Here is a 20,576-nt window from a genome sequence, read left to right as displayed (position 1 = left end):
GGCTGCGAGGTGAACGGCGGAACGCTCCTGCTCACCCTCGAGACGATCGAGGGGCTCGCCGCTGTCAACGATGACGTCGCGACGGACATCGCGCAGCTCGCCGCGTCGGTGAACGAGCAGGGCGTGCCGGTGATTGTGCGGTTCGCGCACGAGATGAACGGCTCCTGGTACGCGTGGGGCAGCAGCCCGCCGCCTACATCGAGACGTTCCGCCGCGTCGCCGACGCCGTTCACTCGGGCGCTCCCGGTACCGCGATGATGTGGGCGCCGAACAGTGCCGAGGGTTACCCCTTCGCTGGCGGCGCCTTCGCCGCGCAGCCCGGCTCGGCGGACTTCGCTCTGCTGGACACGACCGGCGACGGAGTCCTCACCATCGAGGACGACCCCTACGCGCCCTACTATCCGGGCGATGACGCGGTCGACTGGGTGGGAATGTCGCTCTACCACTGGGGCTCCGCGCATCCGTGGGGCGAGAACGAGCTGCCCGAGGCCGGCAAGTTCGCCGCGCAGCTGACCGGCACCTACAACGGTGCAGCGGGCGACGAGACAGCCGCGCCGGACTTCTACCAGACCTACGGAGTCGAGCACGGAAAGCCGGTCGCGATCCCGGAGACCGCGGCGCTCGTCGTCCCGCGGGGCGACCCGGCGGGCGAACTCGCGATCAAGCAGGCCTGGTGGCGGCAGGTCCTCTCGAACGACACCGCGACGCGGTTCCCGAACATCCGGATGATCAACTGGTTCGAGTGGGACAAGTTCGAGCCCGAGGTGCAGGACGATGTCCACTGGTCCGTCCTCAACGACGACGCCACCCAGCAAGCGTTCCGCGCCGACCTCCCCGACGGACTCGTCTACTCCGACCTGTCCGAACGCTGCACCAACCCACCGCCTCCCGCCGAGTGAACGGAACCCCAGGACTGGGGCACCGTCACTGGGGTCGTGAGGCACAAGCCGCTCAACGCGGTGTTCGTCAAGGGACCGAGTCGCCGGCGGCGCTCTGAATACAATCCGGTACTGACGGAGCGGTCATGTGTGAGCCAGGGGAACGCGCGACACCGACAAGCTCCGCCAGTGCGGCGAGGGTGCATCGTTCGGGTCGGTGCACCCCTCGCCGACGTCTGACGAGCTTGCAACCAAACGCCAGACGATCAGTTGACAGGGATCACCGATCGAGCCGCGCACAGCCTACCCAGTCACTAGAGGGTCTAACTAAGCCCCTCTAAGGGTGGGGCGACCTCCCCACGCTCCGCCGATTCGGGATCATCTGGCTCATCGGCAACGGCGTCTCCGTCGTCGCGGTCGGCACTGCCCTCGTGCAGATGCCTCCGCTGGCGCAGCCGCATCCTTCCTCGCAAGTCAATCGCCCTCCGGTGGCCGTCCCGCAAGAGAATCGCCCTCCGGTGGTCGTCCCGTAAGGGGATCGTCGTCCGCTCCACATCGGCGAGCGGAACGCCTCGCGTGCCGACGCTGGCGTTCGTGTCCCGTATGACCCGCCCGATGAAATGCCCGGGGATGGGGCGACTATCGGGACGCCTGAACCGTCGATCAGGGAACGGTGATGTACGGTCGCCCGCCGAGGCTACGGCGCCATTACTGACATAAGGTAGATTATCGGAGAAAAGCTCAGCTCTTCTCGATGTGCTTGTACTGCCGCTATCGCCGATCACGAGTGTCGCGAAGGTGCCTTGCGGAACACAGCTCGCGGACGCGGGCCGTGAGACGCGACTCGCCGGTGACCTGGTGCCGGCATCCGTTGTCACGTCGACGTTCGTTCATGGGAGAGCAAGTGAACGCGCCGCGAGGCGCTGTCGCCGGGCTGAAGGGGTTAGGACAGGAGGATGATCGGAGCATGATGATCGAGGTTCTCCACATCGACGACTGCCCGAACCTGGAAGGACGTCGGCCCTCGCCTGGAGGAGGCGCTGGCGACCACCGGCCACTCCGGCGTCCCTGTCACCTACCGACTGCTGGCGACATCGGAGGATGCGGCCGACGTCGCCTTCGCGGGTTCCCCGACGATCACCTTCGACGGGGAAGACCTGTTCCCGTCGGCAGGGCGGACCACGGATCTCGCCTGTCGGATCTACTTCACGCCGGACGGGCTGGCGGGTCTTCCGACGACGGAGCAGCTCGTGGAAGCGATCTCTTCCCGTGAACCCTGATTTCTGCGTCACCTGCTCCTGCTGCGGGAGGATCGGCGTCGACGTCAGGTTCACGCACTCAATAATGGCGCTGCATACGTGTGCCGGCGGTGCGGGCTCTGGATCGCGCTGCGCCCGGGCGGCGATCACCCGCGCGTCCTCATCGTCTCGGCGCTGACACGCCGGCACTCGACGCCGGTCACGTCGTTCGGGTTGCTCTCAGCCCGATCCGGGTGCGGCCGCGAGGTTTGAGGACGGACAAGGCGGTGATGACCACGAGGACGATCGCGCCGCCGGCGGTCGCGACGACCAGTTGCGTGCGGGTTCCCTCGAGCGTGGAGGGGATGAGCCCGTGGCGGGCGGCGAGGGACATCGTCTCGATGAGGCGCGTGTGCAGCAGGAGGACAGCGGTCGCGAGGACGCTCAGCCACAGCTTGATCGCCACCCGGTAGTGGCGCACGAGACCCAGTGCGTTCCGAGGCCTTGCAGGATTCCGGTGGCGAGGGATGCGAGGGCGAGCGGAATGATGACGAACGTTCCCAGCGGATCTAGCGCCAGGTACGCGCTTCGGACCGTGAAGGGATCGCTGCTGGTCGCTCCGACGATCGCGATCGCGAGGAACGCGCCCACCGCACCGAACCAGCCCACGGACACCAGCACGTGGACGGTGAGAGCGACGCGACGAGCTCGCGGGCCGAGCATCATCAGTGGTTCATCATCTGAGCTCCGCCACCAGTGAGCAGGTGTACGGCGATGAAGATGATCCCCAGTACGGCGACGACGAGCGAGAAGACCTTCACCCACACGGGACGCGGCGGTGGTGGCGTGCCAGTGGGGTCGGAATCGGTCATGCTCACAGCCTAAGCATCGGCCCAGAGCGTCGCGCTATGCCGCGGCTGGCGGGACAGGTGCCGCTACTGCTCGTCGGCATTCTTCTGCTGCGCTGCGCTCTTCGAGGTCGAGCTGCCGGGACACGATCTCCCGGTAGGTGGTTCGTCGGACGCGCCGGATCATGTCAACGGACAGCAGGACGGCGGCGGCTGCGACGAGGAAGGTCAGCAGGAAGCCGAAGAGGCCTGGGGTCACGGTGTCCTGGTTGAACGGCGGGGGTGGGGGTCGCCGGGGACGGCGGCGTGGTGGCGAGTTGAGTGAGGAGTTCCAAGAGCATCAGCGTGGTCCGTTCGGTGGGTGAGCAGGTCGTCGGTCAGGCCGGATCCGCGAGGTGCAGCGTCGCGGCGAGTGTTCCGGGGGCGTGTTCTGGGGCGGCGGGACCGTGCGCGGACGGTGGATATCCACGGGGCGGGAGTGTTGAGGGGTCCGCTGCTCTGGGAATGAATGAGCCGTCACACCCGTTGTCCAGATACCCCGGGGGGTATACGGTTCGGTGAGGTCGGTTCAGGCCGGAAGGAGTCACGATGGTCAAGCACGAGGGCATTCGAGCGGGCACGGTGAGCATCACGGTGCGGAGTCGGTGCCGGCGTCGTCCGAGCACAGTGGCCACGCGATGCCGGGGGATCACGGGTCGCACGGTCAGGCCGTGAGCACGGCTCCGGATGGTCACGCCGGTCACCCGGTCAGCAGCGAGCACGGTGACCCTGCCGGTCACCCGGGCCACGGCGAGCACGACAGCCACGCAGAGCACCACGACCACGGAGGTCACGGGGGTCACGGCGGTCATGGTGATCACGTGGGCCAGTTCCGGCGTCTGTTCTGGATCATGTTGGTCTTCGCGGTGCCGGTCGTGGGTTTCAGCGGCATGTTCGCGATGATCCTGGGCTACCCGCTGCCGGAGGCGTCGTGGGTCGCGTGGATCTCGCCCGTGCTCGGCACGGTCATGTACGTATGGGGCGGGCGGCCGTTCCTGCAAGGTGGAGTGTCGGAGCTGCGCTCGAGGACGCCGGGGATGATGCTGCTGATCGCGTTGGCGATCACGGTCGCGTTCCTCGCGTCGTGGGGTGCGAGCCTGGGGCTGCTGGATCACGAGCTCGATTTCTGGTGGGAGCTCGCGCTGCTGATCGTGATCATGCTGCTCGGGCACTGGATCGAGATGCGCTCCCTCGCGCAGACGTCCTCGGCTCTGGATTCTCTGGCGGCGCTGCTGCCGGATGAGGCGGAGCGGGTGCGCGAGAGCGGCGTGGAGAAGGTGTCTCCTGCGGATCTGGTGCAGGGCGACGTCGTGATCGTGCGTCCCGGCGGCCGGGTGCCGGCGGATGGCCGAGTGATCGAGGGCACCGCTGATGTGGACGAGTCGATGATCACCGGGGAGTCCCGGGCTGTCAGTCGTGGGCCGGGGGCGATGGTCGTCGCCGGCACGGTCGCCACGGACACGGCGCTGCGGGTGGAGGTGACGGCGGTCGGGGATGACACCGCTCTCGCCGGCATCCAGCGCCTGGTCACCGAGGCGCAGAACTCGTCCTCGAGGGCGCAGCGCATCGCGGATGTCGCGGCGGGGTGGCTGTTCTGGTTCGCGTTGGGCGCCGGGGTGATCACCGCGATCGTGTGGTCGCTGCTGGGCAGCCCTGATGAGGCGGTGATCCGCACGATCACGGTCCTGGTGATCGCGTGCCCGCACGCGCTGGGACTCGCGATTCCGCTGGTGGTGTCCATCGCGACCGAGCGCGCCGCGAAGGGCGGCGTGTCTCGTGAAGGACCGCCTGGCGTTGGAGAGCATGCGGACGGTGACCACGGTCCTGTTCGATAAGACCGGCACCCTCACCAAGGGGGAGCCGACACTGACCGCCGTGCACACCGTCGAGGGTGTGGGCGAGGAGGAGCTGCTCGCGGTCGCCGCGGCGGTGGAGGCGGACGGTGAGCACCCGCTGGCGCGGGCGATCGTGAGCGCGGCGAGCAGCCGTGGCGTGCGGGTGCCGGCGGCGACCGGGTTCGAGGCGTCGACCGCTGTGGGTGTCACCGCGCACGTGGAAGGGCGGCCGGTGAGTGTGGGCGGTCCGTCGATGCTTCGTGCGCACGACGCGGCGCCGCTTGAGCAGACGCGGGCGTGGGAAGCGGAGGGGATGATCATCCTGCACGTGCTCCAAGAGGGCCGGGTCATCGGGGCGTTGGGGCTCGCGGATGAGGTGCGGGAGGAGTCCCGGCAGGCCGTGGACGCGTTGCACGCGATCGGCGTGCAGGTGGTCATGATCACCGGCGATGCCGAAGCGGTCGCGAACACGGTCGGCAGCGAGCTCGGCATCGATCGGGTGTTCGCGGGGGTGAAGCCGGAGGACAAGGCCGCGAAGGTGATCGAGCTGCAGAAGGAGGGTCGGCGGGTCGCGATGGTCGGTGATGGCGTCAACGACGCGCCCGCTCTCGCGCAGGCCGACGTGGGGATCGCGATCGGTGCGGGCACCGATGTCGCGATCGCGTCCGCCGGGGTGATCCTGGCGTCCGATGATCCCCGGTCGGTGCTGTCGGTGATCGAGCTGTCTCGGGCGAGCTTCCGGAAGATGAAGCAGAACCTGTGGTGGGCGGCCGGCTACAACCTGCTCTCCGTCCCGCTGGCCGCGGGAGTGCTGGCCCCGATCGGGTTCGTGCTGCCGATGTCGGTGGGGGCGCTGCTGATGTCGGCGTCCACGGTCGTCGTCGCCGTGAACGCGCAACTGCTGCGCCGTCTGGATCTGTCCCCGCAGGCCAGCACTCGCGCCGCGCGCGAGCGCAGCACCAGCCCGGTCTCTCACGAGGAGGGCCGCAGCACCGTCCAGGTGCGCCCGTAGTCGCCGGAGGCGACCACTCCGCGCTCGTCGGCGACGAGGACCCACCGTTTTTCGCCGTCGACGAGCGCGAACGCCTCCGGCGTCCCCTCGACTTGCCCGTGGCTTTGCCAGGAGCCCTCGAGAGTCCCCGTCCACGGGATCCCGTCGACGTCGACGCCCACCAGCTCCCCGCCGGCACTGCTGTCCACGAGGAACAGGGCGGGCGCGCCGGGAACGGGCCGGAACGTGACCGCCGCGTCGTCGCTGACCTGCAAGCCGGTCTCGGTGGTCGCGAACACCCGGTCGGGGCGCTCCGGATCCGCGGTCAGATCCCGCAGCGGCAGCTGTGCGGCCGGGATCTAGGCGGCGCCGGAGTCGTCGCTTCGGAGGATGACGCCGCCGGTCGCGTCGTACCCGTAGACGCGGGTGGCCGTGTCGGTGAGGGCGACGGTCGCGAGGTCGTGGAAGTCCGTCGTCCCGCTGAGGGACAGCGGCTCCCAGGTCGAGGCCGCGTCGGTGCTGCGGATCAGGCCCAGGTTCGGTCCCGGCGCTGACTTCTCGGCGGGGTCGGGATGGCCGGAGGCGTAGAACACGCCCTCCGGGGTGATCGTGAACCCCATCGTGTCCTGCGCCCGCCCACCGATCGGCCCCGCGTCCGCCGCGTCCGCCGCGTCCGCCGCAGCGTCCGCCGCAGCGTCCGCCGCAGCGTCCGCCGTAACGGATGCGGGGTAGGTGTTGGGGAGGGTGTCGGTGGGGATCACCCACACTCCCGAGTGCGCGGCCGCGTAGGTGAGCCCGGTCGCCGGGTCCCAGCCCAGCCCGTGCACGTGCTCCAGCTCGTCCGGCGTGGACACGAGCTCGCCCGTCTCCACACGCTCTGACGAAGCGCAGCCGTTGAGTAGCGCCACCGTCACCGCGGCGCCGACGATGACGGCGAGAGGGCGAGGGTGGTGCGGGTGTTCAGCCAAGGGTGACTCCTCGGGCGCTCATGAACGGTTCGGGGTCGACGCGGGCGCCGTTGATGCGGGTCTCGTAGTGGAGGTGGCAGCCGGAGGACGCGCCGGTGGAGCCGACGAGGGCGATGCTCTGTCCGGCGGTGACGCTCTGCCCGACGGAGACGAGGTTGGTGCTGTTGTGGGCGTAGCCGGTCTGGATGCCATTCCCGTGATCCAGGAGCACCCAGTTGCCGTAGGAGCCCAGCGGCCCGGAGTAGGCGACGGTCCCGGCGGACGCGGCGGAGATGGGGACTCCGCAGCCGGCCGCGAGGTCGGTGCCGTAGTGGAAGGATCCGACTCCGGCGACGGGCTTGTTCGGGCGCGGCCCGAACGCGGAACTGATCCACCCCGACACCGGCCTCACCCACCCCGACCCTGACGGCACCGGCGCCGATCCGCCTGCGGGAGGGGCGGCGGGGCGGGAGGGGGCGCTTCCGCCGGACACGGGCGCGGGCGCTGTGCGGACGGCAGTGGCCGCGGCTTGCGCGGCGCGGGCGGCGGCGGCTTGCGCGGCCTGCGAGGCCGCGGCCGCTTCGGCTGCACGCCGGGCGTCCTCGCCGCGCTGATAGTCGGCCTCGGTCGCTTCGCGGTCCTCGGTGAGGACGCTGAGCTGCGCCTGCAATGTCGCCGCGTTCACCGCCTGCTCGTCGCGGCGCTGCTGCACCGCGTCGCTGGCCGCGATCGCGTCGGCCAACGCGTTCTGCGACGCGCTCGCCAGCTCGCCCAGCTCCGCTGTCGCGACGTCCGCCTGCTCGGTGAGCGATTGGGCGGTGTTCGCGTCCGCGGTCGCCGTCGCGTAGATCGTGTCCGTCGTCTCGGCCAGTTTGCTCATCGTCGAGAGCTGGTTCAGGAGGCTGCTGCTGTCCTTCCCGGTCAGCAGCGACAGGGTGAGGTTCGAGCCGGCGGTGCGGGACAGGGACGCGGCGAGACGGCCCGCCTGCACCTGCGACGTGTCCGCGCGGACGGTGGCGGCGTCCGCCTGCTCCTGCAACGTCGCCGCGCGGTGATTCGCCCGGTCGTAGGCGCCCTGAGCTCGCTCGTACGCTTCGCCGCGCTGCTGCTGCTCCCGCTGCGCCGCGGCGACCTCCGCCTCCAGACCTTGCAGCAGGCCGGTCAGCTCGGTGATCTGCGCTTGCGTGCTCGCCTCGCTCGCGCGAGCGCTCTGCACCTGCTCCCAACTCGGGTACTCCGCCGCCTGCGAGGCCGGCGCGCTGAGGAACAGGGATGCGATGACGGCGAACACGAGCACCGCCGCAGCGCCTACCCGGCGTGCGGGCGTGGTGCGCGGCTCAGCCAAGACCGACACCCAGATCGCTCATGAACCCTTCCGGGTCCACGGGGCTGCCGTCGACGCGGGTCTCGAAGTGCAGGTGGCAGCCGGACGAGGCCCCGGTGGAGCCCACAAGCGCGATGAGGTCGCCGACGGCGACCGTGTCGCCCACGTCCACGAGCAGGTCACTGTTGTGCGCGTAGCCCGTCTCGATGCCGCCGCTGCTCTCCAGCAAGATCCAGTTGCCGTAGCTGCCGGCGTACCCGGCTTCCTCGACGGTGCCGCCGGTCGCGGCGACCACGGGGGTACCGCAGGGGGCGGCGAGGTCGGTGCCCTTGTGGAACGCGCTCACCCCTGCGACCGGGGCATCCGGGCGCGGACCGAGGCGTGCTCGAGATGCGGCCCGCGACCGGCACCCGCCAGGCGGCAGCCGCGATACCGCTGTCCTCGATGGACGCGGCGGAGTCCTCTGATGCGTCGTCCACGAGTTCGGTGGCGACGGCGGCGGTCACCAGCACCTCGGGTTTGGCTTCCGCGCCGAACGCGTCCCGGGTGACGGTGAGCTGCACGGCGCCGGCCGCGACGAACGTCTGCGGCTGCACCTCGCTCGCGGCGGTAAGGGCCGCGGTCGTGGTCGGGGTGCCCTCGACGGCGAACGCGGGCATGGAGGAGGTCACCGCGATCATCGTGACGAGAGTCATCGCGGACACCCCGGCCAGACGCGCGGCCGCATCGTGGCCGTGCCCGGCGGGAGCGGTCGCGGGCGGGCCGCGGCGCGCGCGCGGCCTGCTGCATCGCGTGCGCTTCCGCGCGGGAGGGCGCCGTGTACGTCACCCGGCGTCCGAGCGTCAGCGCAGCCTGCCGCGGGGACATCTCGCGGGTGCGGGTTCGGGTGCGGTGCAGGTCACGGCGGCGCGGGTCACTCATCGACGCGGCGTTCACCGGGCAGCTCCCGACCGAAGCGGACGGGGGTGAAGAGGGGTGTGGTGCATGGGGAACGTTTCTGGTTCGAGCGCCCTCGACGGGCGCGAAGAAGAAGAGGGTGGGGATCGCCAGGTACGGCGACCCCCACCGAGAGCGCGGCGGTAACGCGCACGCCCGGGGCGCGACGCAGCAGCGCTGCGCCTGCCCAGGAGAGGGGAGGGGTGGAAGGGAAAGCGGGTCAGCGGGACGCGAGGAGGTCCTGCATGGTCGCGATCTCCTCCGTCTGCGTCTGCACGATCATCTCGGCCATCTCGATCGCGTCCGCGTTCTGGCCCTCATCGACCTCGGTCTGCGCCATCTCCACAGCACCCTCGTGGTGCATCATCATCTGCTCGAGGAACAGCTTCTCCGCCTCGGCACCGGTCGCGCTCTCCAGCGCGGACATGTCCTCGTCGGACATCATCCCGTCCATGCTGTGATCCATGCCCGACATCGAGTCCTCCAGCCCCACGCGGTGAGCCACTCCTCGAGCTGCGAGATCTCCGGACCCTGCGCTTCCTTGATCTGCGTCGCCAGGTCGGTCACCTCAGTGCTGATGCCGTCCTTCGCGAGGATCATGTCGGACATCTCCACCGCCTGCTCGTGGTGGGGCTTCATCATCTGGGCGAACATCACGTCCTGATCGTTGAAGTCCTCCGACGACGCGGCAGAGGTCGAGGACGGTGCGGCAGAGGCGGACGAGCTGCTGTCGCCCATCCCCTCCATGCCGCTCATCCCGGAGGAGCTGTCCGAGCAGGCGGAAAGAGTGATCGCGGTCGCCAGAGCGAGAGTCGAGGCCAGAAGAGTGCGCTTGGTGTTCATGAGTGGTCGTATCCATTCAGTCGGTTGCAGAAATCGCCGGAACCACGCCCTACAGGCGCGGTGAGGAAGTCGCAGCGGACGCTGCGACACCAGGGCGAATCAGGTGCGACTGATCGACAACACCGTCAACGACGGCAGATACACGTGGAACCGCGCGCGCGGCACCAGCAGCAGAAGACGCGGACCCGCATCCAAGACACGCGCGAACATCGCCGGCACCCGGGCCAGGAGGATCAGGGACGCGAGGAAGAACACGATGACGCACGACGCCGCCATCAGCGCGCACCCCATCGCGCAACTGTCATCACAGGGCACCATCGGCACGACCGCGCCCTGATCGGCGCCGGCCGAGAAGGTCATCGCGCCGGTCGAGCCGGCCACCGGGTCGGCGTGCGCATCGGTCTGCGCGTGCGTGTGCCCCGCGGACAGGGAGGCGTCGGAATGGCTGCCCATCATCGAGTGCATCGCGAACACGCCCAGCAGCAGAGCCGCCAGCGTGAGCACCACGACGACCGCGCGCGTCAGCGGGGCGGACCGTCTAAAAACGACGCTGTCGCTCATGATCCACACCTCCGAAACCGCACGTCACTCCTCCGCGAGCGACAGAGAGGACGCTCGGGCATACCCCCTAGAGTATGCAGAAAGCAGCCGGAGCGGCTGAAAACCCTCTCCGTACCCGTCCGACGAGCACCCGCGGCGGATGAGCTGCATCAGCACCCGGGGGGACGAGGACACCGTGACCGAGCAGACGACCGAGCATGACGACACCGCCGCACCCCACGGCTACATCTCCGACAAGGACCAGTACCTCCGCCGCCTGCGCCGCATCGAAGGGCAAGCCCGCGGCTTGCAGAACATGGTCGAAGACGAGCAGTACTGCATCAAGATCCTCACCCAGATCTCCGCGATGACCAGCGCTCTGGAATCCGTGGCACTGGGTCTGCTGAACGACCACCTCAACCTGACCGTCCTCGAAGCCGCCGCGGCGCGGCGGCGACGAAGCGAAAATCAAGCTACAAGAAGCCTCCGACGCCATCGCCCGCCTCGTCCGCTCACTAACACCCCGTGACAGCTGGTCGATCGGGTGCCCTCCATGCACCCCGAGCAGCGGCGCTCCCTCGACGTACTTGGGGGCTGTGAGCCGTTCGAGGTGGTTCGTTCGGGCCGTTCTACCGCCGGTGGTGGCGGAGGTCGCTGACATGATGACCGGGTGCTGATCGCGTACCTGGACGAGTCCTACACACAGGACTTCTACTTCATCGGCGCTGCCGTGACCACGCAGGAGAAGTGGGAGCAGCTCGAGCAGGGCTACGCCGCTCTCCGGAAGCAGATCGCCGCAGACCACGGGGTGCCGGCGGATGTCGAGTTCCATGGGCACGAACTGATGGGTGGCGCCGGCGAGTGGGCTCCTCTGCGGGGTAGGCATCGTGAGGCGGCGGGCATCTACGCGGCCGCGCTGCGCATCGCGCAGGAGGCCGAAGTCCGCTACCTGTTCCAGGGCGTGGACGTGAAGCGCCTGAACGCCCGGTACCGATACCCGGAGCAGCCGCACAAGGTCGTCTTGCAGCACCTGCTCGAGCGGGTGAACGAGTACCGCCGCTACGTCTTCTCTTCCAACACGGAAGAGGTGATCGTCGTCGCTGACGAGATCGCGACGCAGGAAGAGCACCGGCGGCAGTTCGAGAGCTACCAGCTGCTGGGAACGCCGGGCTACCGGCCGAGCAAGCTCGACCTGATTTCCTCCCCGATCCAGTTCGCGTCCTCGAGGAACGCCGCCGGGTTGCAGGCGGTAGACCTCGCGGTCTATCTGCATCGGCGCCGCCAGACGGTGACGGAGACGCACCCGAAGTCCGCGGTGACGATGGCGCGGTTGAGCGGACTGGTCGCCGCGTCGACGTCGCACGACTGGATCTGGACGCCTTAAAAGCTCAAGACCCCACCGAGGCGGGGTCTTGGGCTGGCAACGTTCCGGGAACCGGCCCGTTGTGACGATCACGATACACGCGGATCCCGAACGAGTCACGGCCTCACGGGCGCCGCCGCTCGATGAGGATCGTGTCGCGCCACCGACCGGCCTCCGGCCCGTACGTCATCTGCGTGATGCGCTCCCGGATGCCCACGCGCCGGAATCCGCGCGTTCGTGGAGGGCGAGACTGGCGGTGTTCTCGGGGAAGATGCTCGACTGGATCATCCACAGGTCCGCGTCGTCCGCTGCGGCGATGAGCGCGGCTAGCAGCGTCGAACCGACGCCGCGGCCGCGTGCAGCGGCCGCGATGTAGACGGAGTGCTCGACCACGCCCCGGTAGACGGGCCGGGGCGAGACCTTCGACAACGCGGCCCAACCGAGGATCCGCTGCTCCGTCGACGGCGACCAGGCGCCCGACGTCGAGCTTCCCCGCATCGAACGCCTCCCACGTCGGCGGTTCGGCCTCGAAGGTGGCGTGCCCGGTCGCGATCCCGTCACGGTAGATCGTCTCGACCGCCGCCCAGTCCTCGGGGGTCATCGGCCGGATCGCGGTCATGAGCAGCAGCTCCCTCCGGCGGATCCGATGTCGGTGGAGCAGACTCCGGTTTCGGGGAGGACGAGCTGCACGCGCCGGGCCGCGGCGTGATCGCCGGCGAGTTCGTCCGCGATCGAGCGGACCTGCTCGTAACCGGTGACGAGCAGGAAAGTCGGCGCCCTGCCGTACGACTTCATCCCCGCGATGAAGAAGTTCGGCTCGGGGTGGGCGAGTTCCGCGACACCGTGGGGGTCGACGGTGCCGCAGGAGTGCAGGTTCGGATCGATCAGGGTCGCGAGCGCGCGCGGCGCTTCCACGATCTCGTCCAGGGGGACGCGGATCTCGCGCAGCATGTCGAGGTCGGGCCGGAACCCGGTGGCCTGCACCACGACATCGACTTCCACGCTCTCGCGCTCCTTCCGGCGCCGCCCCATCACCGTGACACCGCCGGAGGGGGTCTTCTCGAGGCGGTCGATTTCGAAACGGTCCAAGAGAGTGATCGCGCGGTCGCGGACGAGCTGGTGGACGGTGCCGCCGAGCTTGCCGCGCTCCTCGAGCTCGTCATCGCCGGATCCGAAAAGCGCGCAGCGGGCTGGTGCCTCGAATCGCCCACGTGATCCTCGTCTGCGGTTCCTCGCGGGCGAGACGGGCGAGCTTGATCAGGGTGTTCGCGGCGGAGTGGCCCGCGCCGACGACGAGGACGCTCTTCCCGGCGAACCGGGCACGGTCGGCGCCGAGCACGTCCGGCAGCGCGTGACTGAGATGCTCAGCGACATCGAGGACACCGATTGGGTCAAGGCCCGCGGAGGCGAGCGCGTTGGGCGTGGAGTAGGTGCCGGAGGTGTCGATGACCGCGCGGGCGGTGACGTCGGTGACGCCCTCCGGGGTGTCCAGGCGCAGTAGGAACGGTGTCGCAGCGCGACCGGTGGAGCGGGTGCGGTCCATGCCCTCACGAGAGACGGCGGTCACGCGGGATCGGTAGTGGATGACGGGGGCGAGCTGCGGGGTTGCGGCGAGGGGTGCGAGGTAGTCGCGGACGAAATCGTGCCCGGTGGGCAGCTTCTTCGCCGCGGGCGCCTCCCAGCCGGCGGCGTCGAGCAGGCGTCCGGCAGCGGCGTCGACCAGGTACTCCCACGGGGAGAACAGGCGGGTGTGTCCCCACTGCTGCACCGCGGCGCCGGCACTCTCACCTGCTTCGTAGACGATGACGTCCAGGCCCCGCTCGAGCAGCTGCGCGGCGGCGGCGAGACCGACAGGGCCTGCGCCGATGACGGCGACGGGGAGGCCGGTGAGGCGGCGCTCGTCGGTGCGGGGCGGGACGGTCAGCAGCAGGGTCATCGGGTGCACTCCTCAACATCGACGGTCATCGATGGACCGGAGTCTGCCCCGGTATATCGATGACTGTCAACTGAGGGAGAGTGGAGCATGGCGACGACCGAGCTGACCCTCACCGCGGCGGCAGCCGCGTGCTGCGCGCCGCTCGCGCGCGAGCCGCTGAGCGCGGAGGGTGCGGAGCTGCTGGCGCGGGCGTTGAAGGCGATGGCGGATCCGGCGAGGCTTCGCCTGGTGTCGATCGTGGCGTCGAGCAGCTCGGGCGAAGTGTGCGTGTGTGATTTCACGGAGCCGGTTGGGCTGAGTCAGCCCACGGTGTCGCGCCTACTCTGAAGATCCTCGTGGATGCCGGGATCCTGGCCCGCGAGAAGCGCGGCACGTGGGCGTACTTCTCCCTCGTTCCCGGGGCGCTCGACTCCCTCGCCGGGATGCTCACCCGCGTCTGATCAGTGCGGCCGTCACTCTCGCGGCGAGAGCCTCGACGCGCGCGGCGGCAGCTCGTCGTAGGCGGCATCGAACGCGGCGTCTGTGCCAGCGGGCACCGGGTCGAGGATCGACCAGTGCAGCGCCTCCGAGCCGAGTTCCTCGTGCGCGGCATCGCAGACGGTGATCACGAGGTCGGTGTCCGCGGCGACGTCCGCGAACTGCTGCGGGATACCTTCGGGTAGCGGGAGGCCGTGACGTTCGGCGGTCGCGATGGCTCCGGCGGCCACCGCGGTGGCCGGGTGGGTGCCGGCGGAGGCGACGGGGATGGGGCTGCGCTGCGCCCAGAGCTGCGCGGCGAGCTGGGAGCGGGCGGAGTTCGCGGTGCACACGAACAGCACCCGCCGCGCCGCGGCGGTAGTCGAGGGCCCGAGTTGATCGAAGGCGCCGGGGATCAGGTGGACGTAGCTGCGGCGCCGGTCCGCCTCTGAACGGCGACGGAGGATCATGCCCTCGCGCTCGAGGACGGCGAGGTGGTGCGCGACGAGGTTCGAGGGCATCCCGAGCCGGTCCTGCAACTCCCGCGGCGCCAGGTCCCCAGGGTGAGCAGGTCCACGATCCGCAGGCGGGCAGGGTCGCTGAGGGCCGCGTGCCGGGCAGCGCGCGCTTCGAGTTCGGTTCGCTCGGTGTTCATTGACTCAATCTTGACTGAGTGATTGGAAGCGGTCAAGATGGCCGACGACATGGACACCACTTCCCTCCTCCGCTCGCTCGTCGGGCCGTGGCCGAGTTCCTCGGCACGGTCCTGCTCGTCGCGATCGTCGTCGGCTCCGGCATTGCCGCCCAGTCGCTCTCTCCGAACGACGTCGGTTTGCAACTGCTGGAGAACTCCCTCGCGACCGCGTTGGGGCTGGCGGTGCTGATCCTCACTCTCGGTCCGGTGTCGGGGGCGCACTTCAACCCGCTCGTCTCCGCCGTCGACGCGTTCCTCGGTCGCCGCGACCGCACCGGCCTGTCGGGGCGGGAGCCGGCGGTGTTCGTCGGCGCTCGGCTGCTCGGCGGCATCGGCGGCGCGGTCCTCGCGAACGCGATGTTCGAGGTTCCGACCGCGATCGCGACGACTGAGCGCGTCACCGCCGGGCACCTGCTCGGAGAAGTTGTCGCCACCGCGGGCCTGGTCCTCGTGATCCTCTCCCTCGCTCGCACGAACCGCGGCCCGCTCGCGGCGGCCGCGGTCGGCGCGTACATCGGTGCGGCGTACTGGTTTACGTCCTCGACCTCGTTCGCGAACCCCGCCGTGACCCTCGGCCGCGTCTTCACCGACACCTTCGCCGGCATCGCCCCCACCTCCGTCCTGCCCTTCGTCGCCGCGCAGCTCCGTCGGTGCCGCGATCGGCGTCGGCATCGCCGTGTTCCTCTTCCCGGGCGCCGCCCAGAGCGGCCGAGCACCTCGTGGTCCCGGCCACCACCTCCACCTCTTCGCACGTCTGACCCGGAAGGCCCATCTGATGCATCTCGTCGCCATCGGCGGCAGCGACGCGGGGATCTCCGCCGCGCTGCGCGCCCGCGAGCTCGACCCGTCCGTCGACGTGACCGTCGTCGCGTCGCCGACTCGTACCCGAACTTCTCGATCTGCGGGATCCCGTACTACTTCTCCCGCGAGGTGCAGCCGTGGCAGTCGCTCGCGCACCGCACCCACGCCGACCTCGAAGCCACCGGCATGACTCTGCGCCTGGACACCTTCGCGACCGACATCGACGTCGCCGGACAGCAGCTCACCGTCCGCACTCCCGACGGGACGCTCGACCGGATCGGGTACGACGAACTGATCGTCGGCACCGGCGCCCTCGCCTCCTCCGCCGGCATCGCCGGAGTGGACGAGCTGGGGCCGGAGGACGGCGTGCACGTGCTGCACTCGATGGGCGACACCTTCGCCCTCGAGCGCTACCTCGACAGCCGCGACCCGCAGACCGCGATCATCGTCGGCGCCGGCTACGTCGGCCTCGAGATGGCCGAAGCCCTCACCGTCCGCGGCCTCCAGGTCACTCAGCTGCAGCGCGGCCCGGAGGTGCTCTCCACCCTCGACCCCGAACTCGGCGCCCTCGTCCACGCCGAGCTGACCGAGCGCGGCGTCGAGGTGCTCACCCGGACGACTGTCGCCTCGATCGAGAAGACCGCGACCGGCCTCGCCGTGCACGCCGACCACGACGGCACACCCCTCACCCGCACCGCCGACGTCGTCCTCCTCGTCGTCGGCGTGAAGCCGAACACCGACCTCCTCACCCGCGCCGGAGCCTCCTCGGCGCCGGCCGCGCCGTCGTCGTCGACGAGGCCATGCGCACCGGCCTCCCGCACGTGTTCGCCGCGGGCGACGGCGTGACCACCCACCACCGCCTGCTCGGAAGCACCTACCTGCCACTGGGCACTACCGCGCACAAGCAGGGACGGGTGGCCGGCGAGAACGCCCTCGGCGGCGACGCCCGGTTCGCCGGCTCCGTCGGCACGCAAGTCGTCAAGGTCTTCGACCTCGTCGCCTCCCGCACCGGTCTCCGCGAGCACGAGGCCCTCGCCGCCGGATTCGCTCCGGCGACGACGACCGCGGTCGCGGACGACCACAAGCGCTACTACCCTGGCGCGCAGCCGATCACCATCCGCATCACCGGCGACACCCGCGACGGTCGCCTCCTCGGCGCGCAACTCGTCGGACGCCTCGGCACCGAGACCGCGAAACGCGTCGACACCTACGCGACCGCCCTGTTCGCCGGACTCACCGTCGAGCAGGTCTCCGACCTCGACCTCTCCTACACACCCCGCTCGGCTCCCCTGGGACGCCGTGCAGACCGCCACCCAGACCTGGACCCGCACGAACACCGGAAGCAGCATCCCCGCATGACCGACAAGCCCACCATCCTCTTCCTCTGCCAGCACAACGCCGGCCGCTCCCAACTCGGCGCAGAGCCTGCTCGAAGTCCTCGCAGGCGACCGCTACACCGCCACCTCCGCCGGGCTGTCGCCCGCGAACACGGTGAACCCCGCGATCGCATCCACCGTCGCGGAACTCGGCCTCGACATCAGCGACCGCACCCCCCGCGCCGTCACCGTCGAGGACCTCGAAGACGCCGACATCGTCGTCGCTATGAAGCCAGGCCTCGCGCTCCCGCGACCCCGACCGGCCGATTCCTGGAATGGACGTTCCCCGACCCGACCGACTGGAGCACCGAGAACGTCCGACCGCTCCGCGAGGCCGTCGCCGCTCGAATCCAGGCCGAGCTCCTCGACTAGACGCGACCCACCCCGAAGGATCGGGCGGCGTCCTCGGCAGTGCAGCCGTGAGCACGCGTCCCACGGCGATTGCGAGCTTGCTACCGGGATGATGTCAGTGTCGGGCGGTCCTGCGGTGCAGTGCGATGGCAAGGAGTGAGTAGTCCGTCGATGGATTCGACGATGACGGGAGGTACGTCGGGTAGGCGAAAGCCGCAGTCGAACATCGTCGGTGTGGTGGCGAGCACGTCTCCGAGTGGTTGGCCGTCGACCCAAACGGTCAGTACGCGGAGCGGGTCGCGAACTTCGGGGGATCCGACCAGATACTCGTTGTCGCCGAGGAAGCCGGTTTGCGGTTCTTTCCGCAGACTACGAACCCAGGCCGGCAGATCGGTATGCGTCGGAGCGTGACCGTCGTCTTGTCGGATCTGCTGGTAGAGGTCGCGTGCGTCCTCGAGGGTGTCGCAGACGGTATCTCCGTGGAGATTCCCGGTGCGGTGGGCGCGGAAGCCGTCTGGGGCCGGGCTGATGAATCCTAGGATCGCGGCAGGATCATCCGCCGCTACGGCGGCGTCTCTGACGCGCCATCCGTCATCACCGATCGGGTCGAGCACGACCTCTCGGAGGTGATCAACTCCTGTTTCGCGCACCAAGACTGCCCTTCGTCGACGAAAAGTCCTAGCCAACGCCGCTTCGCTCGGTCCGTCACGGGGTTGACCGCCGAAGTCCGGTGACCGCTTCTTCTTTCTGTTCAGCAAGGTCGATCCTGAGCCTACGGACGCGTAGTGGCTGACGGGCCACAGTTGCGGTCGCTCCGCGATCGGGGCAGGCCCGTTCCGGAGTCGAGGTGAGCGATTGGACCGCGTGGTGAGGATGATGGTGGGGTGGACGAGGACAATACCGGCAGTGTTCGTGAGCTGCTCATGCGTGTCGGGGACGGGGATCGGGCAGCGTTCGCGCGGGTGTACGACCTGACGGTGCAGGACGTCCTGTCCATCGCGACTTCGCTGCTTCGTGATCATCCTCGTGCGCAGGAGGTCACTCAGGAGGTCTACCTCGAGTTGTGGCGGTGTGCAGCGGATCGCTCCTGATCGTGCGACGGTGCAGGTGATCCGTCAGCTGGCGCGGAGGCGGGCGATCGACCGGGTGCGCGCCGTTCATGCCGCGCGGGAACGCGACGAGATTCAGGCTCTTCGCCATCAGGAGTCACCTCTCGACGAGGTGGCCGAGGCTTATGCGTGGGGCGGTCCGGTAGCTGATGCGATCAAGGGGCTGCCGCTGATCCATCGTGACGTGCTGTTCCTGGCCTCTGTGCACGGTTATACCCACGCCGAGATCGCGCGAGAGCTCGGATCCCGCTGGGCACCGTGAAGACACATCTGCGCGACAGCCTTCGCGTTCTTCGCACGCAGGCGATTCCTCCGCAGGCTTCAGCCGAGTAGGGCACACCGGTGCCGACTGCGGGGTACGGCCCAGAGATCGCGGACGTCCTGTTGCAGCTCGTCTGCGATGCGGGTGAACGCTGCTGCGGCCTTGTGGTTGCTGAGGCGTCCCGTGTCGACTGCTCGTGCGATATGACCGAGCTCACGTGTGCGGCGGTGACGTGCTTCCGGGGCTGCATGGGCTGCTGCGCGGCGTTTGAGGCACGCATGCGGGCGAGGATCGTGGAGACATCCCGTCGGCGGCTGAACATGATCAGTCCTCCTTCCCTCCCGAGGTGGGGCGCTTCGAAGCGGGGACGACATTTGCATGGGTGTTCACTCAGCAGAGCTGTCTGATCGAACCAGTGTCGGTTGTCGCGGATAGCCTGCCCGGCAGGCTGCGTTCGGGCCGGTCGTGTCTCTGCTTCTCGTCTGGAGGATGTCTTTGTGGGCAATCTGCTTTACGGGTCCCCGCCCGCGCTGTTCTCGTTCGATGACTACACCCTCCTGCATTTGCAGCTGACGATCGTGACGAAGTTGCGTCGCGGCGAGGCGTTTGCGTTCGCGCTGGGTGGCGATTCGGCCGTCGGCCGAGGGCGCCATGTTCTCTGGATGCACCCCGCGATCGCTCTTCGATTCGAGTTCCAAGGGCCGCCTACCGCGCCGGCGAGTGCCGAATGGGTCCGTGTTCTCCTCGCGGACGCCAACAGCGTCCACGGACTCCACGTCCTCCCGGAACCCTCCACACAGCATGCTCCGCCGGCGTGAGGTAGGAGGGGTCCGAGATGCCCGGTCGCAGAGTGCTTGATGAGGGAGGAAGGGTTGTAACGTCGTCCTCGTTCGTCGCAAGACCGGCGGCGGGCCTCCCGCTCAGCGCCTAGACCTTCGCGTTGAGCGGGATCGCTGGCCGGATCGCCAGCGGCCATGTCCGTCTCGTCCGGTTGCGCACTGCTATCTCCTTCTCATCAAGATCTGCAACCCACTCCCGTCTGTTCCCGAACCGCGGAACGCTGAAGCCATGCAGCAGCTCTCGTATGCCTCGCGATGCTTGGTAACACCCGATGCAGTGAGCGCTGCGCTCCTGGATCTGGTGGCCTCGCTCGAACCACGTCAACGCGCGCAGATCGTCACGATCCCCGTCCTAACGGAGGACGGGCGCCTCGTCGACGCGACAGTGCTCCTCCACGCCGGCGGCAGCTCGTCTCGGTCGCATCCGAGCCCGCCGAGGGCTTCCCGGACGCTGCCGTCGCGGACGCGGTGCTCTCGATCCGGTCACTCATCCGCAACCGCGTCCACGCGGTGGAGTACCCGCAGTGGAGGACGAGGCGCCGGCCTCCGCTTACGAGGAGCCGTACGTCTGACCTGAGGCGACGCTGCGGCACGCGAGGGCGACGTGGCTGAACCGCACCAGGAGAGTGCGCGCTTCCTGAGCTGGGTTGATGCGCTCACCGGAAATGACGCCAGAAGCCGTCCTCGTCATCCGCGCGATCGGCGACACCAGTGCTCGTCTTCGCATAAGCGCGGACGCCGCTCTCGCCCTGCTCAGCGACACAGCACAGGAACGTGGGATCAGTGTGCCCGACCTCGCGGTCGACGTCCTCAGCCGCCGCCTCGCGCTCAGCCCTGAGTGCGGAATTGCCCCGGCCTGTTCCGACGGGGCAGAGGCGCAAGACCCCTGAGGTTCTAGCAACCGTGGTGTCACCTGACGACGCCGCGGCGAAAGTTTGTATTGGGGTCGAGGGAATGATCCGCAGCGCGG

Annotated in this window: 19 protein-coding genes and 7 pseudogenes; 12 read left to right on the top strand and 14 right to left on the bottom strand. The window is 69.1% G+C overall.

Features of this window, described 5'->3' with window-relative positions:
• The first annotated feature begins 9 nt into the window (after positions 1–9).
• A complete protein-coding gene (locus AC0CII_RS25670) occupies positions 10–258 on the top strand; it encodes a glycosyl hydrolase (protein ID WP_465231313.1) in 249 nt (82 codons plus the stop codon).
• Positions 174–899 (top strand): glycoside hydrolase family 26 protein, encoded by a 726-nt coding sequence (locus AC0CII_RS25665; RefSeq protein WP_465231312.1) that lies wholly within the window; start codon positions 174–176, stop codon positions 897–899. The genes AC0CII_RS25670 and AC0CII_RS25665 overlap by 85 nt, the downstream gene beginning before the upstream one ends.
• 1,437 nt (positions 900–2,336) lie before the next feature.
• On the opposite strand, the gene AC0CII_RS25660 is transcribed toward AC0CII_RS25665, so the two are convergent.
• The 3 genes from AC0CII_RS25660 to AC0CII_RS25650 all read right to left on the bottom strand — a co-directional run bounded on the left by AC0CII_RS25660 (position 2,337) and on the right by AC0CII_RS25650 (position 3,223).
• Positions 2,337–2,597: a hypothetical protein gene (locus AC0CII_RS25660; RefSeq protein WP_465231311.1), complete on the bottom strand. Its 261-nt coding sequence runs from the start codon at positions 2,595–2,597 to the stop codon at positions 2,337–2,339.
• A 244-nt stretch (positions 2,598–2,841) separates the two neighbouring features.
• Positions 2,842–2,988: a hypothetical protein gene (locus AC0CII_RS25655; RefSeq protein ID WP_230674267.1), complete on the bottom strand. Its 147-nt coding sequence runs from the start codon at positions 2,986–2,988 to the stop codon at positions 2,842–2,844.
• Positions 2,989–3,022: 34 nt separating this feature from the next.
• Entirely contained in the window at positions 3,023–3,223 is a 201-nt protein-coding gene (locus AC0CII_RS25650; protein WP_465231310.1) for a hypothetical protein, read from the bottom strand.
• A gap of 418 nt (positions 3,224–3,641) precedes the next feature.
• On the opposite strand from AC0CII_RS25650, the pseudogene AC0CII_RS25645 reads away from it, so the two are divergent.
• Positions 3,642–5,850, top strand: a pseudogene (locus tag AC0CII_RS25645) (heavy metal translocating P-type ATPase).
• On the opposite strand, the gene AC0CII_RS25640 reads toward AC0CII_RS25645, so the two are convergent.
• Genes AC0CII_RS25640 through AC0CII_RS25625 form a run of 4 tightly spaced genes read right to left on the bottom strand, consistent with a single transcriptional unit; the run spans position 5,811 to position 8,446 of the window.
• Complete coding sequence (locus AC0CII_RS25640; RefSeq protein ID WP_465231309.1) at positions 5,811–6,128, bottom strand: hypothetical protein; 318 nt, start codon at positions 6,126–6,128, stop codon at positions 5,811–5,813. The pseudogene AC0CII_RS25645 and the gene AC0CII_RS25640 overlap by 40 nt on opposite strands.
• A 60-nt stretch (positions 6,129–6,188) precedes the next feature.
• The gene (locus tag AC0CII_RS25635) at positions 6,189–6,797 is read right to left on the bottom strand and encodes a hypothetical protein (RefSeq protein ID WP_465231308.1); all 609 of its coding nucleotides are present in this window, start codon (positions 6,795–6,797) and stop codon (positions 6,189–6,191) included.
• Entirely contained in the window at positions 6,790–8,067 is a 1,278-nt protein-coding gene (locus AC0CII_RS25630; RefSeq protein WP_465231307.1) for a peptidoglycan DD-metalloendopeptidase family protein, read from the bottom strand. The genes AC0CII_RS25635 and AC0CII_RS25630 overlap by 8 nt, the downstream gene beginning before the upstream one ends.
• A gap of 46 nt (positions 8,068–8,113) precedes the next feature.
• Complete coding sequence (locus tag AC0CII_RS25625) at positions 8,114–8,446, bottom strand: M23 family metallopeptidase (RefSeq protein WP_465231306.1); 333 nt, start codon at positions 8,444–8,446, stop codon at positions 8,114–8,116.
• 200 nt (positions 8,447–8,646) lie between these two features.
• Here AC0CII_RS25625 and AC0CII_RS25620 point away from each other — a divergent pair, with 200 nt between their 5' ends.
• Complete coding sequence (locus AC0CII_RS25620; RefSeq protein WP_465231305.1) at positions 8,647–9,069, top strand: hypothetical protein; 423 nt, start codon at positions 8,647–8,649, stop codon at positions 9,067–9,069.
• A 187-nt stretch (positions 9,070–9,256) separates the two neighbouring features.
• Here the strand turns inward: AC0CII_RS25620 and AC0CII_RS25615 are convergent.
• Positions 9,257–9,636 (bottom strand): annotated as a pseudogene (locus AC0CII_RS25615) (DUF305 domain-containing protein).
• Positions 9,637–9,978: 342 nt separating this feature from the next.
• Positions 9,979–10,440 carry a hypothetical protein gene (locus AC0CII_RS25610; protein WP_465228158.1) on the bottom strand — a complete coding sequence of 154 codons (462 nt, stop codon included), beginning with the start codon at positions 10,438–10,440 and terminating at the stop codon, positions 9,979–9,981.
• A gap of 139 nt (positions 10,441–10,579) precedes the next feature.
• Here AC0CII_RS25610 and AC0CII_RS25605 point away from each other — a divergent pair.
• Together AC0CII_RS25605 and AC0CII_RS25600 are read left to right on the top strand one after the other, a co-directional pair.
• Positions 10,580–10,934: pseudogene (locus AC0CII_RS25605) on the top strand (metal-sensitive transcriptional regulator); the annotation flags it as partial.
• Between the two features lie 155 nt (positions 10,935–11,089).
• Positions 11,090–11,803: a DUF3800 domain-containing protein gene (locus AC0CII_RS25600; RefSeq protein WP_465231304.1), complete on the top strand. Its 714-nt coding sequence runs from the start codon at positions 11,090–11,092 to the stop codon at positions 11,801–11,803.
• Between the two features lie 103 nt (positions 11,804–11,906).
• Here AC0CII_RS25600 and AC0CII_RS25595 read toward each other — a convergent pair.
• From AC0CII_RS25595 to AC0CII_RS25585, 3 genes and pseudogenes are all read right to left on the bottom strand, one after another.
• Positions 11,907–12,401, bottom strand: a pseudogene (locus AC0CII_RS25595) (N-acetyltransferase family protein).
• Complete coding sequence (locus AC0CII_RS25590) at positions 12,398–12,784, bottom strand: hypothetical protein (RefSeq protein WP_465231303.1); 387 nt, start codon at positions 12,782–12,784, stop codon at positions 12,398–12,400. Before AC0CII_RS25590 ends, AC0CII_RS25595 begins: the two are co-directional and overlap by 4 nt.
• 157 nt (positions 12,785–12,941) lie before the next feature.
• Positions 12,942–13,718, bottom strand: a complete 777-nt coding sequence (locus AC0CII_RS25585) for an FAD-dependent oxidoreductase (RefSeq protein WP_465231302.1) — start codon at positions 13,716–13,718, stop codon at positions 12,942–12,944.
• 87 nt (positions 13,719–13,805) lie between these two features.
• On the opposite strand from AC0CII_RS25585, the pseudogene AC0CII_RS25580 reads away from it, so the two are divergent.
• A pseudogene (locus AC0CII_RS25580) lies at positions 13,806–14,158 on the top strand (ArsR/SmtB family transcription factor).
• Positions 14,159–14,170: 12 nt separating this feature from the next.
• Here AC0CII_RS25580 and AC0CII_RS25575 read toward each other — a convergent pair.
• Positions 14,171–14,695: an arsenate-mycothiol transferase ArsC gene (locus AC0CII_RS25575; RefSeq protein ID WP_465231301.1), complete on the bottom strand. Its 525-nt coding sequence runs from the start codon at positions 14,693–14,695 to the stop codon at positions 14,171–14,173.
• Positions 14,696–14,847: 152 nt separating this feature from the next.
• Here AC0CII_RS25575 and AC0CII_RS25570 point away from each other — a divergent pair.
• From AC0CII_RS25570 to AC0CII_RS25560, 3 genes and pseudogenes are all read left to right on the top strand, one after another.
• Positions 14,848–15,438: pseudogene (locus AC0CII_RS25570) on the top strand (aquaporin); the annotation flags it as partial.
• Between the two features lie 205 nt (positions 15,439–15,643).
• A pseudogene (locus tag AC0CII_RS25565) lies at positions 15,644–17,028 on the top strand (FAD-dependent oxidoreductase).
• 66 nt (positions 17,029–17,094) lie between these two features.
• Entirely contained in the window at positions 17,095–17,556 is a 462-nt protein-coding gene (locus AC0CII_RS25560) for an arsenate-mycothiol transferase ArsC (protein ID WP_465231336.1), read from the top strand.
• Here the strand turns inward: AC0CII_RS25560 and AC0CII_RS25555 are convergent.
• Positions 17,498–18,010: a hypothetical protein gene (locus AC0CII_RS25555; RefSeq protein WP_465231300.1), complete on the bottom strand. Its 513-nt coding sequence runs from the start codon at positions 18,008–18,010 to the stop codon at positions 17,498–17,500. The genes AC0CII_RS25560 and AC0CII_RS25555 overlap by 59 nt on opposite strands.
• A gap of 400 nt (positions 18,011–18,410) precedes the next feature.
• Between AC0CII_RS25555 and AC0CII_RS25550 the strand changes: the two genes are divergently transcribed.
• Together AC0CII_RS25550 and AC0CII_RS25545 are read left to right on the top strand one after the other, a co-directional pair.
• The gene (locus AC0CII_RS25550) at positions 18,411–18,767 is read left to right on the top strand and encodes a sigma-70 family RNA polymerase sigma factor (RefSeq protein ID WP_465231299.1); all 357 of its coding nucleotides are present in this window, start codon (positions 18,411–18,413) and stop codon (positions 18,765–18,767) included.
• A gap of 497 nt (positions 18,768–19,264) precedes the next feature.
• Positions 19,265–19,585 (top strand): DUF7882 family protein, encoded by a 321-nt coding sequence (locus AC0CII_RS25545; protein WP_465228168.1) that lies wholly within the window; start codon positions 19,265–19,267, stop codon positions 19,583–19,585.
• The last annotated feature ends 991 nt before the right edge of the window (positions 19,586–20,576 follow it).

The sequence above is a fragment of the Rathayibacter sp. AC182 genome (assembly GCF_979253875.1).
The sequence above is the reverse complement of the archived record's forward strand: the minus strand, read 5'-3'. Positions and strand labels throughout refer to the sequence as shown.

Excerpts from the sequence above, each read along its gene's own strand:
- AC0CII_RS25575 (WP_465231301.1), bottom strand. The coding sequence starts at position 14,695 with ATGCCCTCGAACCTCGTCGCGCACCACCTCGCCGTCCTCGAGCGCGAG.
- AC0CII_RS25610 (WP_465228158.1), bottom strand. The coding sequence starts at position 10,440 with ATGAGCGACAGCGTCGTTTTTAGACGGTCCGCCCCGCTGACGCGCGCG.
- AC0CII_RS25585 (WP_465231302.1), bottom strand. The coding sequence starts at position 13,718 with ATGACCCTGCTGCTGACCGTCCCGCCCCGCACCGACGAGCGCCGCCTC.
- AC0CII_RS25655 (WP_230674267.1), bottom strand. The coding sequence starts at position 2,988 with ATGACCGATTCCGACCCCACTGGCACGCCACCACCGCCGCGTCCCGTG.